Genomic DNA, 16,471 nt, shown 5'->3' with positions numbered 1-16,471 from the left:
AAGACCGTCGAGACATGAGCACTATCGTGCAAATTCGGGATGCGATTCTAAGCGCCGAAAGTATCATTTCCTCACTACTCGAAATAGCACGACTGGATACCGGCTCCCTGTCGCCACAACTCAGCCGATTCAAATTAGACGATATCCTTCAACCCCTGGTAAATGAATTTAAAGTATTGGTTAAGGACGAGGTTGAACTACATTTCGTACCCAGTTCACTGGTGGTAGAGTCCGATAAAAAATATCTGCGACGAATCCTGCAAAACTTCTTTTCTAATGCTGTTAAATATACCGAAAGCGGTAAGATCTTGGTCGGCTGCCGTCGCGAAGGTGAACGCGTGAGAGTATGCGTCTATGATACTGGCTCAGGCATCGCGGAAACCGACCAGGCGCGTATTTTTTCAGACTTCTATCGAGCCCCGACTCAAAAGAGTATTGCCGGTTTAGGCCTAGGGCTGGCTGTTGCAGAGCGTTTAGCAGAACTACTTCAACACCCCATTTCTCTCGATTCAAAACTAAGGAAGGGCAGCTGTTTCTCTATATCCTTACCTCAAAGCCACTTACCCAAAATCATCGAGGCTCCGCAAGAGATCGCTAATGAAAGCGATATCGAAGGTTTAAATGTCATTTATGTTGATGACCAACAGGAAAACCTTAAAGCTACCGAAGCACTGCTCAACAAATGGAACTGCAAGATGCTGTCTTACAACAGTGCCGAAAGTATTCTCGATGATAGTACCAAACACTTTGTACCTGACGTGCTACTCATGGACTACCAGCTGACGCATGATGAAGGCGAAGACAAGTATTCAAACGGTATCAAATTAGCGAATGAGCTATTAGAGATATGGGGGCAAGACGTTCCCGTCTGCATCATTTCAGCCGCCTCCGAACCAGAGTTGGCGAGTATAGCGAAAGGGCAAGGCTTCAACTTTTTAAGCAAACCGCTTAAACCCGCGAAGCTTAGAGCCTTATTGAGCCAGTTAGTGCGACGAAAAAAGCAAAGCTGATGAGTTAAGCTCAAGACAGCTCTTTTTGACGCGCTATCGCTTTCTTAATTTGCTTATTTCTTAGGTAGGCTGCTCGGAGTGTGGAGATCAAGCCACCAATAAGTACGATCACCAAGAGAGTTTTACCATCTTCGGTTTCTAAGCCGCCAACCATATAAATAGCTAATAGCGAGAATGTGACAAGAAATATAGTCACCTGAAGAGAGAATGGCATTTTATTCATTGCTTTGATGGCCCAAAGTATCAGTTTCACTTAAACGCTGAGCTACTTGCTCTATCGTTTCACAGCTCTCAAGTAGCTTGGTCACAGATGATAAGGGCGCTTCATAGAGCCCTTCGAGAAAAAACTCTCCCAAACCATATCGCTCAATTGCCAGTTTTTCAACTGGAGGCGTGAATTGAGCGTCGATTTCAGGGGTATTCCCACGTGCATCGATACGGTACCAACCATAGTCAGGCAGATGCACAGCGTTTAGTGCATGCAAACAAAAGCTAGGGGTGTCATCGAGACGTACACGTTGATAGCATATCGCAGTCGGAATTTGATTCGCTCTAAGTAAAGCAGCCAATAAGTGGCTTTTTGCGTAACAAAAACCTGTTCCGTGTTCAAGCACCTGAGAAGCTGAAACCGTCACCGGATTCAACCGGTAATCCCAACTGTGTTTTATTTCATCACGCACAAACCCAAAACACCTTTGGGCGATTACGTAGCAATCTTGCCTTCCTTGCGCTAACAAACTTGCCTGACGTTGCACGGCTTCGTGCCGCCAATCGATATAGGGGCAAGCCTGCAGATAAGCTTCCATTTCGTGACTACCTATTATTCTCTTCTGAGCGGAGAATTCTATAACATCAGCTACACCCTGCAAAAGGAAGCAAACCGCAAAATGGTAATATTCTATGAGGTAGCAATTTCTATTATTCGTGGGCAGAGGCCTCCGAGCCTCGCTAGCGGTTTAGCACGGTGGCAGATTCTAGCGAGGGGTGAAACCCTCTGTTTACGGGTATGATTAGAGTGTATTGATGAAGCTATCTATTCTGGCATTCACCTCATCTGCTTGCTCGGCAAATACCATATGACTGCCACCCGGTATAAGAGCCAGACTTGCATTAGCTAAAGCCTTCTTGAGGTAGTCAGCGTATTTGGGCGGGGTCATAATATCCTGATCACCCACTATGATTAAGCTAGGCAAGTCGATACTCGCTAGCTCGTTCATCAGATCAAAGCCATTGCATGCTTGCAAGTCTCTTAGTAAAACACCTGCTCCATTTTCCTGCATTGCGGCATTAATTTTACTGCGTAGCGGCTCATCAATTCTATGATTCATTGCCAGCACAGACTCGGGAATCCTGTCGTCCCCTTTAGCGAACAGGTCAGTAAGTTTATCTAATAAAGTTGGCAGAACTTTTAAACGAGCACCTGCACCGATTAGAACCATCCCTTTGAGCGAGCGGTGCCCTTGCGCTGCCAAAGCCAGTACCACGGCACTACCTAAGGAGTGCCCGACCAGTATGACATCGTCTAGCGTATCGAGATAAGTGCCAACAGACTGTACATAGTCTTCCATAGTTTTAAGCTTTGGGCCATTAGGATGTCCCGGTAAATCAACCGCTTCCGAGTGGCTGAAATGCACAAGCTGCTGCTCCCAAACCACACTATTCATACCCGAGCCATGTATAAAAACCAGCTTCATAGACTCACCTTTCTAAACAGCCGATGCCAAGTTACGACTAGAGGCTTCCGAGAACAAATAGCTTTGCATCGCTCTTAGTAACAAAGTTTGCGATAAGCTCACCTCACCCACTGTATTCAACATGGTTGATAGATCCTGCTCCGTCAATTTGTGTTCCTGACTATCGGAATATATCGCTTGGGTTACGACTTGTTTATGCTCATCAGTATTACGTTTAAGCTCCGTGTACATTTCTAACAAAACCACCTCATTGCGATGGTTAAATAAGTCACTCACCCCGGAATAAAAAGCCTCTACCTGAGCAATAATTTGTTGATAGGTATTATAAATAAAGAGGTTATCAGACTGTCTGAGATAGCTTAGATCATGACGAATATCTTTAACCTCCTTGGCGGCATAGGTGGCATTTCGAATTGCTTCCAATATCTGCTCAATACGCTCAGATTGATCTGTTTCAACGCGCCCTTTCTGCACACGATAAGCAAACTCTACGACCTCACCTTCTAGCTGTTTAATATCTTCATAGCCATCATCAAACTGATCCGTATCATTCAAATACCCTGCATTCTCCGGCTCTGAGCCAATCAATTTACTTTGTTTAATATTAAGGGTATTAATATTAAAACAGGCCAGATTTAACACCAATACACGGCTAAATAGATGAATTGACTCTGACTCCAGGGCCAAGAGGGATTCTTCCACTTCACCTTCTGGAATTGACTTGATATGGCAATTAATGGCACTGGTATCTTCTTTGAAGAGCCTTTCCAGCATGCGTGCAAATGCCCCCAAAAAGGGAATAAAGAGGCAAATACCAATTACATTAAAGGTACTGTGGAAGGCGACCAAACCAAGTAAAGGGTCTTCGACTTGGTAGACATCATTGATAATTTTCAACAGCAAAGGCAAACATAGGAGTGCCAATAAATCGGTGATCAGGTTGAAAAAGAAGTGCGCTGCTGCCACCTGCCTTTTAATTGGCGTTCCTTTTAAGGCACCGAGCATAACAGTGCCGGTGGTTCCTAGGTCTGCACCGATCACTAATGCCGCCGCTTGATCTAATCCAATTATTTGAGCATTAAGTGCACTCAAGGTGATCATCATTGTCGCGGAGCTGGATTGAATGATGGCCGTGAAGATAACGCCCACTAGAAAAAAAACAAAAATTCCATACTCTTTGAATATAGAGACATCGAAGCTTTGCGAAAAAGCCTCAATGCTATCTTTCATCAGCACCAAGCCCATCAGCAACAGCCCTAAGCCCATTAATAGGCGACTCATGTGACGGAGCTTTTTATCATCACCAAAGCTAACTAAACCTAAACACCCCAGACCCAGCATCGGTAGATAGAAAGCAGACAAACTGAGCTTAAAGCCCAAGGTTGCAACGATCCAGCCGGTAAACGTTGTTCCCAGATTAGACCCTAGAATGATCCCCAGCGCATTGCGCATATCGAGAATACCGGCCCCGACAAAGGCCAGCGTCATTAAGCCAACAACCGAACTGCTCTGCAGAATGGCTGTTGCGACCGTCCCACCTAGTATCGACTTTAAAGGATGAGTTGTATGCTTGCGCAGCATGACTTTCAAGGAACGACTGCTTAAAGCCTTCAAGGCCTTCTCTAGTTGATCAATACCAAATAGAAATACCCCGATTCCTGAAATAAACTCTAGTAACTGAAATTGCTCCATATCCAACCTTAATTATTGACCGAGACTATTTACTAATTCAGTTCAAATTCCTGACCAGGCTCCGGTACACAAGCTTTCAAACCCAACTGCTCTTTTATCTTCATACGCATTGAGTCAGAGGCACTACGCTCACCATGGGTAACGAACACTTGCTTGGGGGAGATCTTTGACGCACGCAACCAGTCAATAATTTCTTGATAGTCGCCGTGGGCAGACAGGCTACCACTATGATAAACCTCCGCTTTCACAGGGTAGTACTGGCCGTGTATTTTGACTTCAGCAGCACCACTGACCAGGGTATCACCTCGCGTTCCAGGTGCCTGAAATCCGATAAAAACGATACTGTGCTGATGATGCGGTAAGAGATTTTTTAAGTGGTGTAAAACTCTGCCACCACTTGCCATACCGCTGGCAGAGATGATTACTGAAGGATAAGAACTGCCATTAAGTGCGATAGACTCTTCAGCGGTGCGTACAAAATGAGTTCCATGGTCTATTTCAGCACACTGGCTGGCACTAAGCTTGTGCTCTTTATTGTGCCGACAATAGATCTCGGTCGCCGTAATCGCCATGGGGCTATTGAGAAATATGGGTAAGTCAGGTATTCGCCCCTGTTTCTTAAGCTCTTGAAGAATATGAAGATTAATTTGCGTACGGCCAACCGCAAAGGAAGGCATCAAGACAATGCCACCGCGCTTACTGGTTTTATTGATGATTTCTTCAAAGAATGCAAAGGCATCGATATCTTCATGTAGTCGATCACCATAAGTCGACTCTACCACCAAGTAATCTGTTTCACTTAGCTTTTGAGGCGCTTTCATTACCAAGTCATCAGAGCGACCAACGTCTCCACTAAAGGTTATGCTTCTTCCCAAGGCGCTAAGTCGAATAGAGGCGGCACCCAGGATATGCCCAACCGGCTTGAATTCAACCTGCACCCCTTTAAGGATCTCTATTTCCTTATTCATCGAGACAGGTTCAAATAATTCCAGCGATGCGTTCGCATCCTCTTCCGTATAAAGAGGCAACGCAGGAGAGTGCTTAGAGAATCTTTTTCGATTTGCGTAGCGAGCATCTTCTTCCTGAAGGAAACCGGCGTCAGGTAGAAGCACACCACACAGGTCTAAGGTACCACTACTACAATAGATTACACCCTTGAATCCGGCCTTCTTAAGAGCAGGAATATAACCACTATGATCTACATGCCCATGAGTCAGTAAGATAACGTCGAGACTTGAGGCATCGATCGGAAACGGTTGCCAGTTCTTGTCTCGTAGGTTTTTTACCCCTTGAAACATACCGCAGTCAACCAGGACTTTCTTGTCGTTTATAGTCAGAAGGTATTTGGAACCTGTAACTGTACCAGCACCACCGATAAATTTTATTTTTAACATGCTCTTATCCTTAGACTCGTTATTCCAAGCATACAAAATCAAGGCCTAAAATGTATATATGTTTTGAGGAAGCCATCACTCAGTTAAGCTAGGCAAGGAGTTCCACTCCTCACATGAACCTTCCCCGAACCTCACGGCCAGTTAACAGTAGAAGACTCTGGCTACAATAATATAGTGTTAAAACGCTCCATGAACCGACCGATATCAAGTCACGACATCAATTATTGACGCCCATGAATAATTTCATGTTATTTTATGAATATTCGTATAAGAAAAATCAGGTAACGCAATGAGCCGCACCAGTGAGCCCAACAAAACTGCCCAACAGGAACTTAACTTCCTGCAATTAAAACGAATGCATATCGACACGCATCAAGAGCCTGTCATTTATATGCATAAAAATTGCCACGTCTGTCGCTCTGAGGGATTTTATGCCCAAAGTCGTGTGCGTATCACCACTGAAAAGAACAGCATTATTGCAACAGTAAATATGGTGACTAATGGAGACTTGTCTCGTCAGGAGGTTGGCCTGTCCGAGTCGGCATGGAAATTACTGAGTGCCGATGAAGGCGAACGGGCTTACTTTTCCCATGCAAAACCGGCCGATTCGATGAGCGCAGTTCGCGGCAAAGTCTACGGTAATAGTTTTAACGACTACTCTAGCAAGCATATTATTCACGATATCACGAGAGGCTACTATTCTGACATTCAGCTAGCCGCCTTTGTCACCGCTTGTGCAGGAAACCGACTCAATACCGACGAAATTATTTCCCTTACCAAGGCCATGGTCGATGCAGGTAGTCAACTCGAGTGGGGCAGTGAAAAGGTGATGGATAAGCACTGTGTTGGAGGCTTACCTGGCAATAGAACGACACCCATCGTCGTCGCTATTGTAAGTGCTGCCGGTTTGATCATGCCGAAAACTTCCTCACGCGGTATTACCTCACCTGCCGGTACCGCCGACACCATGGAAACTCTTGCTCCCGTGACCTTGAGCATTGAGCAAATGAGATCAGTAGTTGAACAAGAAGGCGGCTGTATTGCCTGGGGAGGCTCAGTTAGCCTTAGCCCGGCAGATGATATTCTGATTCGTGTCGAACGTGCACTCGACCTTGATAGCGAAGGCCAATTGGTCGCATCGGTGATATCCAAAAAAGTGGCTGCCGGGTCAACACATGCCTTAATCGATTTGCCGGTTGGCATTACCGCCAAAGTTCGCGATATGGACTACGCGACAAAACTATCGACACAGCTAGAACGAAGCAGTGAAGCCTTAGGATTAAAAATATCCTGCCTAATGACAGATGGCCAACAACCCGTGGGTTTCGGCATCGGCCCTGCCTTGGAAGCGCAAGATATTTTAACCGTACTACAAAATAGCCCGCTAGCACCTCAAGACCTAAGACAGAGAGCACTACTGATTGCTGCAAAGATTTTGGAAATGGGCGATGCGGCAGAGCCGAATCACTGCCTTGATAGGGCCACAGAAATTCTGGATTCAGGCAAAGCCTGGACAAAATTCCAAGCTATATGTGAGGCGCAGGGAGGTATGAGGGAACCACCCAAGGCCCCCTATCGTCATGAGGTATTCTCGGATAAACAGGGTATAGTTTGTTACATCAATAACCGCTTTATCAGTAAACTGGCTAAACTCGCTGGCGCGCCCTCTGCAGCTGCCGCCGGTATACTCTTTAAGACCCATTTAGGGGATATAGTCGATATTGGTACACCACTTTTTGAACTGCACGCAGAAACAAAAGGTGAACTTGAATATGCGATCGACTTTCTAAGCGCTCACCCTGATGCTATTCGAATTGAGGAAGAAACTCTATGAAACCTTTAATTTTTGACCTCTACGCTGCACCTGAGCTATTCGCTGCGCTATCTACGGAGTTAAATGCAGAACCTGCCAAGTTGGAACACCGCCAGTTCCCTGATGGTGAAACTTACATGAGAGTACATAGCGATTACCAGCAGCGTGAAGCCATTATAGTCTCGAATATGCACCAGCCAAATTCAAAGTTTCTACCCTTGGTTTATCTTTGCGAAACCTTACGCGAGCTTGGAATAGCCAGTACTACCTTAGTCTGTCCTTATCTTCCCTATATGCGTCAGGATATTAAGTTTCACGAAGGAGAGGCTCTGACTTCACGCTATTACGCTAAGTTGTTAAATCAGTATTTAGATCGCTTAATCACCATCGACCCTCACCTGCATCGCTACCATTCACTGGGTGAAATTTACACAATGGAAACACACACTCTGCAAGCTAACCCTTTAATAGCCTCATGGGTTAAAGAAAATATTGAGACCCCCTTGGTGGTTGGCCCTGACAGTGAAAGTGAGCAATGGGCTGCGGCGGCAGCAGACATGATTGGCTGCCCCTACTTAATTCTAGAAAAACAACGTTTCGGCGATAAGAACGTAGAAGTTTCGAGCCCAAATGCTCAAGACTTTGCACAAAGAACCCCCGTACTTATTGACGATATTATCTCGACAGGTCGGACCATGATTCGTACTGCCGAAGCGCTTGTAGCCGAAGGTTTACAAGAGCCTATATGCATTGGTGTGCACGCACTTTTCTCTGAAGATGCATACTGTGAAATGTCTAAAGCACCGATCAAAGACATACTAACTTGTAACACCGTCCCCCACTCAACAAACACTATAGATATTGCCAGTATTATTGCAGAAGTCTTGAAGTAATAAAGCCAAATGTTAACTCACTTGAAACATTGACTATAAGATTTACAAAGCCACATTTTTATCATACGAAGCTTGCGCACAACTTAGACGAATAATCACTTTATAGTGCTTGAAAAACTGGCATCAAAATCATCACCGCTATTATCTAAGTGATTTCACAAAATTTTGCAGAGATCTTGTAAATTCGTGGACCTGCCCACACCTTCTAGCTGTACAGTTTTTGATCGCACCGATAAAATATCGCTAACACTTTGTAACAGTAAGAGGTCGTTACCGTGCACGATGGATCAAACTTTAAAGAAGCGGAGTCTTCTCACTTAGGTAATCAGGACTCTCGTATCGTCCCGATCGATTTTGATAAACTAAGATACTTAGCTTCGAACAAGCCAGAAGCATTTGAGCGTTACCGTGAAGAGCTCTATCAACAAGCAATCGAGCAAGCACCTATTGAACTTCAGCGCCGTTTGAAAGGAGTGCAGTTCAGGATAAATATGGCCAGGCAAGGTGCCAGAAGCCCATTATCGTCCTGTATGAGACTTTCAGAAATGATGCATGATTCGTTTGTGGAACTACAACTGGCATTGGCAAACCCACGAAAGTATTTACAGGAGCAAAGCAGCAAGCCTGCGGAAAGTGCGGAGATTGTTGAGTTGTTTCCCAAGTAGAGCCTGCCCCGTGCTACCCCGTCAGCGAGCCGTGGAAGGCTCTGCCTACAAGAACAAAAAAGGGGAACCGCTATGGCTCCCCTTTTTTAATTTCTTTGCTGGTTTATAGCAATTCTTCCAACTTAGCCATTACCTTATCAGCAAACTCTGTTGTGCTTAGAATCTCGATGCCCTGACCAGGCTTAGACAAGTCACTTGTAGAGAAGCCTGCTTCGAAGACGCTCTGCATAGCAGTCCAAACCGCTTTCGCTTCTTCTTCCAAACCAAAACTCATGTCCAGCATCAATGCAACAGAACCAATCATTGAGTATGGGTTAGCTTTGTTTTGGCCAGCAATATCTGGTGCAGAACCGTGAGAAGGTTCGTAGTATGCTTTCTCAGGCCCCATACATGCTGATGGCATTAGACCTAGAGAACCAAGAATACCGCCACCCTGGTCACTCAAGATATCACCGAACATGTTTTCCATGACCATGACATCAAACTGACCTGGGTTCAAACATAGGTGAGTCGCAGCTGCATCAACCAACATGTGAATGACTTCTACTTCAGGGTAATCTTTAGCAACTTCTTCAAGCACTTCGTTCCAAAGTACAGAAGAGATCAATACATTACTCTTGTGAATATTGTGAAGAACTTTCTTACGCTTCATAGATTCTTTAAAAGCAACTTCCAAAATCTGTCGGATCTGGCTTTCATCGTAATCCAAGGTTTCTTTTACATAGCGAAGGCCATCTTCAGTCTTACCACTTTCTTTTCCACCGAAGTAAAGACCACCGATCAATTCACGAATCAACATGATGTCGATACCATTGCCCACTACTTCTTTTTTAAGTGGTGAGAAATGAGCCATACCTGCTGGCAAAGAAATCGGGCGAAAGTTTGCATAGGTATTCAAACGACGACGCATTGGTAATAAAGCACCACGCTCAGGACGCTCTTCTACAGGAATCTTCTCAGACTCTTCATGGCTCAAGCCGATTGGGCCTTTAAGAATTGCATCCGCTGTATCACATAGATCAATCGTTTCCTGAGGGAAAGACTTACCATGTGAGAAGTAAGCACTGGCTCCGAATGGGCCGTCGATGCAATCAAAAACAACATCACGTTTTTCTTCAATTAGCTTTAATACACGCAAAGCCTGCTCTGTAATTTCTGGGCCAATGCCGTCACCTGCGAGAACCGCAATCTTGTATGTTTGAGTCATTATTTTTTCCTAGCGAAATAATACGTCGATATAAATGTGGGCGTATTGTAAAGATAGCGCCCCCTATCTGGCAAATAAATTGATTTATAAAGAAGACGATATGGCCATTCAAATAGCGCATATCGCCCATAATAGGTTGACGGGCGCGTCACCATTATGTAACTTGCTTACCCCTTAGATTAAAGTGTTAACAGAGCATTAGGCCAATCGCCTCGGTGTCGGGATACAAACTTCTGTTAACATGCTGTATGTAAACTAATTTGTTTTGAGATTTTGTGGCAATGGCGTACGAAAATATACTTTATGAAGTAATTGGTCCTCTGGGATTAATCACCCTTAACAGACCAACAAAGCATAACGCGGTGTCGTTAGCGACGCTGGATGACCTTCATAACGCTTTTGCTGAAGCTGAAGCCGACCCTCAGGTTCGCGTTATCGGTTTAACCGGTGCGGGCGAGAAAGCCTTTGCTTCAGGTTCAGACCTTAACGAAGTAGAACACCGAGATATTAAGAAAGCACTTGAACCGATTGTTCAAGGTTTTGCTGAACGCTGTGAGCGTAGTGAGAAAGTATCTATCGCCGCCATCAATGGTATCTGTATGGGCGGTGGCTTGGAGCTGGCACTGGGTTGCGATATTCGTATCGGTACGACTAACTCCAAATATGCAACACCTGAAGGCAAGCTAGGTATTATTCCTGGTGGTGGTGCAACTCAGCGTTTACCACGTATTGTTGGTAAAGCTTGGGGCATGGAAATGTTATTAATGGGTGAAACCATTGATTCTGACCGCGCTTATCAAATAGGCTTAATTACCCGTTTGCTTGAGCCAGAAGATCTTATGCCGACGCTACATAAAATGGCAGGTCAAATTGCCGCGTTTGCGCCACTCGTTCCTCAGTTTATGAAGTCGATGGTCAACTATGGCCTTGAGGCAGGACAACACTCTGGCTTGGCTATGGAAAAGTTTGCTCAAGCAGCCTTGATCGAAACAGCCGACAAAAAAGAAGGCTTACGTGCCTTCCTTGAAAAACGTCCGCCAAACTGGTCTGGCCGTTAATTTCAATCATAAATTACTAGAAGGCTTTGAAGCACTGTTTCAAAGCCTTTTTTGTTTCAAGCTCAAGCAAGTGATACGTAAATGGAGAAGTTCATGGGGAAAACAGCATGGGTTGCTGGCGCAAACGGACTAATCGGTAGTCATTTGGTTTCTTTGCTCAATCAACATCCCGCTTATGAACGTGTTGTTGCTTTCGTCCGCTCACCTTCAAGTGCCTCTTGGGCCAAGCTGCCTAAGGTTGAACAATGGCCAGTCAACTACCGTGAGCTCAGCGCTCCCGAACCCAAAAAAGTAGACGATATATTTTGCGCCCTGGGTTCTACTACTCGTAAAACGCCAAATAAAGAAGCTTACTACGAAATAGATGTCACCTTTCCTTTGAATGTTGCACGGCTAGGTCTTCAGAACGGCGCTCGCTATTATGGCCTTGTCTCTGCGCATGGTGCCAAGGTGAAAGCGTTCTCCTACTATATGCAAATGAAAGGCGAACTGGAACATCAGCTACTTGAGCTCAATTATCCTCATATAGCACTTGCTAGGCCTAGCCTATTACTCGGCGACAGAGGTGAATTTCGTCCAGCTGAAAAGCTAGGTGAAGTATTTATGGGCATACTCCCTGGCAATTTAAAAGCGATTCAAGCTCACGATGTTGCCGCTGCACTGATTCTTGAGGCAAATCGTTCTAAGCGGGGCACACAAGTGCTTAACTCAGCAATGATGCAAGGCGCGATAAAACAGCTAGAAAAGTAAACACCATGGCAAAGAACCCTGTAATCAGTACAGAGCAAATTCAAACTGAAATCGCTGAACTCAACGAGCAAATTCAGACACTCCAATTAGCAACACTTGGAAAAGATAAAGAGCCGTGCATCAGCTATACCCCCTTTCTGAAAACGGGCTCAGCTTACTACATTTTTATCAGTCAGCTTGCGACACACACGCACAATTTACTTGCTCACCCCAGTCTCTCTATTTTGATCATTGAAGATGAAGACAAGAGCAAAAACGTTTTTGCCCGCAAGCGACTAAACCTTAAGTGCAAAGCAGAAGAACTCAAGCAAGAAGACCCTGAATGGAACAATATTCTTGATGGCTTTGAAAAACGTCATGGAAATACAGTGAAGCTGCTTCGCTCTCTACCCGACTTTCATCTATTCAGACTAACTGCGGTTTCAGGTACTTATGTGAAAGGCTTTGGACAGGCTTTTGAGCTGACTGGAGACGATATTAAGCATATCAAAGCTTAAGCAGATTCCCCCTCGAAAAAACTTTCCCCGTGCTAAACCGCCAGCGAGCCGTGGAATGTTCTAACTACGAAGAGTTTCAATCGAGTCTGACCCCGTTGAAAACTTACTCACCCCATTTCGGCATCAAAGACTGTTCCAAGCCCAATTGAGATAAGATACGTGCTACAACAAAGTCGACCATATCTTCGATAGACTTTGGTTGATGGTAAAAACCTGGGCTTGCCGGGAGGATAACTGCCCCCATACGCGTGAGCTTGAGCATATTCTCTAGGTGAATTTCTGAGTAAGGTGCTTCTCTGGGAACTAGTATCAACTGACGACGCTCTTTCAAAGCCACGTCAGCGGCACGTTCGATCAGGTTATTACTTGCTCCCGTTGCGATGGCTGATAAGGACCCTGTACTACATGGGCAAACCACCATTCGACTCGGTGCACCGGAGCCAGATGCTAAAGGAGACATCCAATCCTCTTTGCCAAAAACACGAATCATTCCGGGCTCGGCAGAAAAATGGTCACTGAGGAAGGATTCCATTTGTGCTGCTTGTGCGGGCAACTTATATTCGGTTTCTGTGGCGATTACAATATGCGCTGCCTTGCTCACCATCAGGTAAACCGGCACGCTCTGCTTTAGTAAACATTCAATCAAGCGCAGAGCATACTGCGCGCCCGATGCACCAGTAATCGCTATTGATACCGGTTCGACCACCTTAGTCATTCACCTGTTCCTCTAGCGCTTCCACTAACTTGCCATGAATACCTGCGAAGCCGCCATTGCTCATGATCACAATATGACTTTCACCCGAGAGCTTAGACTTTACCTTATTGATTAAGTCATTAAGGGTATTGCCAAGCTCATGCTTAGTGCTTTGCTTGCTTGCCGTTTGAGCAATCAAGTCATCCAACCAAGTCATATCCGACAAGTCTGCCCAAACCACATGATTGGCCTCTTCAGCACTGGCTAATAGCGTCTGAGCATGAACACCCATCTTCATGGTATTTGAACGAGGTTCGATTAGCGCAATAATCATCTTATCCTGACCAACCTTATTACGCAAGCCAGCCAAGGTGGTTTGGATAGCCGTCGGGTGATGGGCGAAGTCATCATAAACATGTACATCATTAACCGAAGCCAACAACTGCATGCGTCGCTTCACACCACCAAAACAGGATAAGGCCTCGGCACCATGTTTTAGACTTACGCCAACATGGCGAGCAGCCAGCATTGCTGCAACACCGTTTTGAACATTATGGTCGCCAGTCATGTTCCAATCGACTTGTACGGTTTCATTTGCCAAGATCAGTTGAAATGAACTGCCTGACTCACTTAGCTTTTTCCAGATAGCTTTATCTGTTGTACTTTGATCATCAGAAAATACTTCCTGCTCAGACCAGCAACCTTTTTCGATTACCTGATCAATGGCCGTCACATTCTCTGGATAAATTACTCGCCCATTTTCTGGAATGGTTCGAATAACATGGTGAAATTGAGTCTGGATTGCAGCAAGATCAGCGAAGATGTCTGCATGATCGAACTCAAGGTTATTAACAATAAAAGTGCGAGGGCGATAATGGACAAATTTCGAACGCTTATCAAAGAAGGCGCTATCGTACTCATCGGCTTCAATGACAAAGAACGGCGTTTCACCCAAGCGGGCCGAACAAGGAAAGTTTTCAGGCACGCCTCCAATCAGGAAGCCAGGCGACATACCCGTATATTCCAAAATCCAGGCAAGCATACTGCTGGTGGTGGTTTTGCCATGCGTACCGGCAACACCCATCACCCACTTTCCTGGCAAGATATGATCTGCCAAGAAGCCTGGCCCGGAAGTATACTTCAAACCTTGATTGAGAATAGCTTCCAGCAAGGGGTTGCCACGACTGATAGCATTACCGATAACATAAAGATCTGCACCAAGTTCTAACTGATCTACCGAAAAGCCGGAAATTAGCTCAATGCCTTGAGACTCCAACTGCGTACTCATTGGTGGATAAACACCCTGATCACAGCCAGTCACTTTAATACCCATCTCTTTGGCCAGCACCGCCAAGCTTCCCATAAAGGTGCCACAAATACCTAAAATATGAATATGCATGTTGAGTCTCAAGTTGTGAAGGTCATTCGGTAGAGGGCTCGAAGCCCTCTATGTAACAAGGAAGGTTTAGAAAGTCGTCGTACGATCGACTTCAATCGCAGCATCCATTGCTTCCAGTAAGGCTTTGCGTGATTTTAGCTTAGTACCGTGATGAGCCTTCATATTCAGCTTTTTATACTCTTCAGCCAACGCTTTAGCTTCAGTCATTAGCTGATCTGCATCGACAAGCTTATCCAAAAATCCTGCATCAACAGCCGTTTCAACATCAAAGATTTCTGCATTCATTACCGAGCGATTAAAGTAGTTTGTCGGGATACGACCACGCGCCATTTCAATGCCTGCCTGGTGCATTGTCATACCAATCGCCACTTCATTCAGACCTAGCTTAAATGGACCTTTAGCACCAATACGGTAATCGCTACATAAAAGAATAAAGGAGCCTTTGGCAATCGCATGACCGCTACATGCAGCAATAATTGGCGTAGGAAAAGCCAACATTCTACGCGTTAAAGTAGAACCTTCTGCCACAAGCGCAGTCGCATGATCCATACTCTTCTGCATGGTTTTCAAATCATATCCACCCGAGAATATACCTTCCTGACCAGTGATAATAACCACCGCTCCGGTCTCTTCAGCATGATCAAGCGCTTCATTCAATTCTGCAATGACCTGGTGAGAAATTGCATTCACCTTACCGTTTTGAATTTTGATCGTGGCTACTTTATCTTGCAACTCAAACTGTACCAGTTCCATACTAACTCCTAACTATATCTCTTATGTTTTTTGTCCAACCGAGGGTTGTTCGAATTAATGTAATATACGGTCTTCACGCTCTTTTTCTTCAGCTTCGACAATCGATTTAGATAGTGCCCCGGCAGCTTGAACACCCGCACCGATCATTGCTTTCGCTATCGCTGCTTTATGCTCCCCCAAAAAGCCTTCAACCTCTTCTGAAAATTGGATTTCGACCAAGAATTCGCCGTCATCATCCATTCGCTTCAAGGCGAAGCTACCGTTTTCTAATTCAACTATCTCTAAAAATGCGCTACTCATTCAAACTCCAAATTTATATAGAAACCTGCTCACCAGGTAAGTTATATAGTACCTGCGGCCTTCTTTACCATTCTGTTTGTTGCTCTCGCCTTTGCTGAATATAAGTTTTTACTTCTTCAATAAGTTCTAACAAAGTCAGCTCTCTATCACCTTCAATAGCTGTCTCGGTCAAATTAATAACCTCAATTCGAGGCACACTTGCTTCTGTGCTAGCTGCTTGCCTAGAATGCGGCGAATTTTCTCTGTAGAGCAGAGGGTCAACAGATAAAGCCAACAAGCGTTGATACCAACTTCCTTGCTCCTGCTTCTGCGCAAACAGGAACTGGCAATCGGGCATATTCTGCGCCAATTCTGAAGACTCATCTTGCAAGGCGTCAGCAGGGATCTTTAAATAGGCTGATAATTCTTCTAGCCAGGCTTCCCAGGCATACTTCAAACTCAAACTAGCGCCAACAACGGCAGCCTGTGCAAGCGCAGCATTAGTACTTGTCTCTGCCTGCTTTGCTTGTGTTTGTGCTGCATACAAATAAGTGTTCACCCTGCTCTTAATATCACTCACCTAAAAGACTCCGTCGACACACACTTACAGCCCAGAAACCCTGTTAAATTGGATTTCCAGACTAATACCTGAGACTAATAAACGCTCCAGTAT

Annotated in this window: 18 protein-coding genes; 7 read left to right on the top strand and 11 right to left on the bottom strand. The window is 45.1% G+C overall.

Annotated features, from left to right (window positions below; translation table 11 throughout):
* Positions 1–1,010 (top strand): hybrid sensor histidine kinase/response regulator (locus A3766_RS27530; RefSeq protein WP_231883014.1); only part of this gene is annotated, 1,010 nt, incomplete at its 5' end.
* Between the two features lie 10 nt (positions 1,011–1,020).
* Here the strand turns inward: A3766_RS27530 and A3766_RS27525 are convergent.
* The 5 genes from A3766_RS27525 to A3766_RS27505 form a co-directional block, all read right to left on the bottom strand.
* Positions 1,021–1,233, bottom strand: a complete 213-nt coding sequence (locus A3766_RS27525; RefSeq protein ID WP_156490258.1) for a hypothetical protein — start codon at positions 1,231–1,233, stop codon at positions 1,021–1,023.
* Positions 1,226–1,816 (bottom strand): transglutaminase family protein, encoded by a 591-nt coding sequence (locus A3766_RS27520; RefSeq protein WP_068516587.1) that lies wholly within the window; start codon positions 1,814–1,816, stop codon positions 1,226–1,228. The genes A3766_RS27525 and A3766_RS27520 overlap by 8 nt, the downstream gene beginning before the upstream one ends.
* A 204-nt stretch (positions 1,817–2,020) precedes the next feature.
* Complete coding sequence (locus A3766_RS27515) at positions 2,021–2,704, bottom strand: alpha/beta fold hydrolase (protein ID WP_068516584.1); 684 nt, start codon at positions 2,702–2,704, stop codon at positions 2,021–2,023.
* 12 nt (positions 2,705–2,716) lie between these two features.
* A complete protein-coding gene (locus A3766_RS27510) occupies positions 2,717–4,396 on the bottom strand; it encodes a Na/Pi cotransporter family protein (RefSeq protein ID WP_068516580.1) in 1,680 nt (559 codons plus the stop codon).
* 32 nt (positions 4,397–4,428) lie between these two features.
* The gene (locus A3766_RS27505; RefSeq protein WP_068516577.1) at positions 4,429–5,790 is read right to left on the bottom strand and encodes an MBL fold metallo-hydrolase RNA specificity domain-containing protein; all 1,362 of its coding nucleotides are present in this window, start codon (positions 5,788–5,790) and stop codon (positions 4,429–4,431) included.
* Between the two features lie 289 nt (positions 5,791–6,079).
* Between A3766_RS27505 and A3766_RS27500 the strand changes: the two genes are divergently transcribed.
* The 3 genes from A3766_RS27500 to A3766_RS27490 all read left to right on the top strand — a co-directional run bounded on the left by A3766_RS27500 (position 6,080) and on the right by A3766_RS27490 (position 9,161).
* Entirely contained in the window at positions 6,080–7,624 is a 1,545-nt protein-coding gene (locus A3766_RS27500) for a thymidine phosphorylase family protein (RefSeq protein ID WP_068510370.1), read from the top strand.
* The gene (locus tag A3766_RS27495) at positions 7,621–8,496 is read left to right on the top strand and encodes a ribose-phosphate pyrophosphokinase (protein ID WP_068510368.1); all 876 of its coding nucleotides are present in this window, start codon (positions 7,621–7,623) and stop codon (positions 8,494–8,496) included. Before A3766_RS27500 ends, A3766_RS27495 begins: the two co-directional genes overlap by 4 nt.
* 275 nt (positions 8,497–8,771) lie before the next feature.
* The gene (locus A3766_RS27490) at positions 8,772–9,161 is read left to right on the top strand and encodes a DUF3135 domain-containing protein (protein WP_068510366.1); all 390 of its coding nucleotides are present in this window, start codon (positions 8,772–8,774) and stop codon (positions 9,159–9,161) included.
* Between the two features lie 103 nt (positions 9,162–9,264).
* Here the strand turns inward: A3766_RS27490 and leuB are convergent, their stop codons facing one another.
* On the bottom strand, positions 9,265–10,368 hold the full coding sequence (leuB, locus tag A3766_RS27485; RefSeq protein WP_068510364.1) for a 3-isopropylmalate dehydrogenase: 1,104 nt from the start codon (positions 10,366–10,368) through the stop codon (positions 9,265–9,267).
* A gap of 281 nt (positions 10,369–10,649) precedes the next feature.
* Between leuB and A3766_RS27480 the strand changes: the two genes are divergently transcribed.
* The 3 genes from A3766_RS27480 (at position 10,650) to A3766_RS27470 (ending at position 12,673) form a co-directional block, all read left to right on the top strand.
* Positions 10,650–11,426, top strand: a complete 777-nt coding sequence (locus A3766_RS27480; protein WP_068510362.1) for an enoyl-CoA hydratase/isomerase family protein — start codon at positions 10,650–10,652, stop codon at positions 11,424–11,426.
* A gap of 93 nt (positions 11,427–11,519) precedes the next feature.
* Complete coding sequence (locus tag A3766_RS27475) at positions 11,520–12,176, top strand: NAD-dependent epimerase/dehydratase family protein (RefSeq protein ID WP_068510361.1); 657 nt, start codon at positions 11,520–11,522, stop codon at positions 12,174–12,176.
* Between the two features lie 5 nt (positions 12,177–12,181).
* Positions 12,182–12,673 (top strand): HugZ family protein, encoded by a 492-nt coding sequence (locus A3766_RS27470; RefSeq protein WP_068643372.1) that lies wholly within the window; start codon positions 12,182–12,184, stop codon positions 12,671–12,673.
* Between the two features lie 103 nt (positions 12,674–12,776).
* Here A3766_RS27470 and A3766_RS27465 read toward each other — a convergent pair whose 3' ends face one another.
* The 5 genes from A3766_RS27465 to A3766_RS27445 all read right to left on the bottom strand — a co-directional run bounded on the left by A3766_RS27465 (position 12,777) and on the right by A3766_RS27445 (position 16,378).
* The gene (locus A3766_RS27465) at positions 12,777–13,388 is read right to left on the bottom strand and encodes a flavin prenyltransferase UbiX (RefSeq protein WP_068510562.1); all 612 of its coding nucleotides are present in this window, start codon (positions 13,386–13,388) and stop codon (positions 12,777–12,779) included.
* Positions 13,381–14,766, bottom strand: coding sequence for a UDP-N-acetylmuramate:L-alanyl-gamma-D-glutamyl-meso-diaminopimelate ligase (mpl, locus tag A3766_RS27460; RefSeq protein ID WP_068510564.1), 1,386 nt, complete (start codon positions 14,764–14,766; stop codon positions 13,381–13,383). Before mpl ends, A3766_RS27465 begins: the two co-directional genes overlap by 8 nt.
* Before the next feature lie 66 nt (positions 14,767–14,832).
* Positions 14,833–15,519, bottom strand: a complete 687-nt coding sequence (locus tag A3766_RS27455; protein WP_068510566.1) for a crotonase/enoyl-CoA hydratase family protein — start codon at positions 15,517–15,519, stop codon at positions 14,833–14,835.
* A gap of 54 nt (positions 15,520–15,573) precedes the next feature.
* Positions 15,574–15,819: a hypothetical protein gene (locus tag A3766_RS27450; RefSeq protein ID WP_068509110.1), complete on the bottom strand. Its 246-nt coding sequence runs from the start codon at positions 15,817–15,819 to the stop codon at positions 15,574–15,576.
* 64 nt (positions 15,820–15,883) lie between these two features.
* Positions 15,884–16,378, bottom strand: coding sequence for a DUF6586 family protein (locus A3766_RS27445; protein ID WP_068552970.1), 495 nt, complete (start codon positions 16,376–16,378; stop codon positions 15,884–15,886).
* Positions 16,379–16,471: the final 93 nt, after the last annotated feature.

It is taken from the genome of Oleiphilus sp. HI0132 (assembly GCF_001635845.1).
This window is presented reverse-complemented; position numbering and strand designations above follow the sequence as displayed.

Excerpts from the sequence above, each read along its gene's own strand:
- A3766_RS27525 (WP_156490258.1), bottom strand. The coding sequence starts at position 1,233 with ATGAATAAAATGCCATTCTCTCTTCAGGTGACTATATTTCTTGTCACA.
- A3766_RS27520 (WP_068516587.1), bottom strand. The coding sequence starts at position 1,816 with ATGGAAGCTTATCTGCAGGCTTGCCCCTATATCGATTGGCGGCACGAA.
- A3766_RS27515 (WP_068516584.1), bottom strand. The coding sequence starts at position 2,704 with ATGAAGCTGGTTTTTATACATGGCTCGGGTATGAATAGTGTGGTTTGG.
- A3766_RS27510 (WP_068516580.1), bottom strand. The coding sequence starts at position 4,396 with ATGGAGCAATTTCAGTTACTAGAGTTTATTTCAGGAATCGGGGTATTT.
- A3766_RS27505 (WP_068516577.1), bottom strand. The coding sequence starts at position 5,790 with ATGTTAAAAATAAAATTTATCGGTGGTGCTGGTACAGTTACAGGTTCC.
- A3766_RS27500 (WP_068510370.1), top strand. The coding sequence starts at position 6,080 with ATGAGCCGCACCAGTGAGCCCAACAAAACTGCCCAACAGGAACTTAAC.
- A3766_RS27495 (WP_068510368.1), top strand. The coding sequence starts at position 7,621 with ATGAAACCTTTAATTTTTGACCTCTACGCTGCACCTGAGCTATTCGCT.
- leuB (WP_068510364.1), bottom strand. The coding sequence starts at position 10,368 with ATGACTCAAACATACAAGATTGCGGTTCTCGCAGGTGACGGCATTGGC.
- A3766_RS27480 (WP_068510362.1), top strand. The coding sequence starts at position 10,650 with ATGGCGTACGAAAATATACTTTATGAAGTAATTGGTCCTCTGGGATTA.
- A3766_RS27475 (WP_068510361.1), top strand. The coding sequence starts at position 11,520 with ATGGGGAAAACAGCATGGGTTGCTGGCGCAAACGGACTAATCGGTAGT.
- A3766_RS27470 (WP_068643372.1), top strand. The coding sequence starts at position 12,182 with ATGGCAAAGAACCCTGTAATCAGTACAGAGCAAATTCAAACTGAAATC.
- A3766_RS27465 (WP_068510562.1), bottom strand. The coding sequence starts at position 13,388 with ATGACTAAGGTGGTCGAACCGGTATCAATAGCGATTACTGGTGCATCG.
- mpl (WP_068510564.1), bottom strand. The coding sequence starts at position 14,766 with ATGCATATTCATATTTTAGGTATTTGTGGCACCTTTATGGGAAGCTTG.
- A3766_RS27455 (WP_068510566.1), bottom strand. The coding sequence starts at position 15,519 with ATGGAACTGGTACAGTTTGAGTTGCAAGATAAAGTAGCCACGATCAAA.
- A3766_RS27450 (WP_068509110.1), bottom strand. The coding sequence starts at position 15,819 with ATGAGTAGCGCATTTTTAGAGATAGTTGAATTAGAAAACGGTAGCTTC.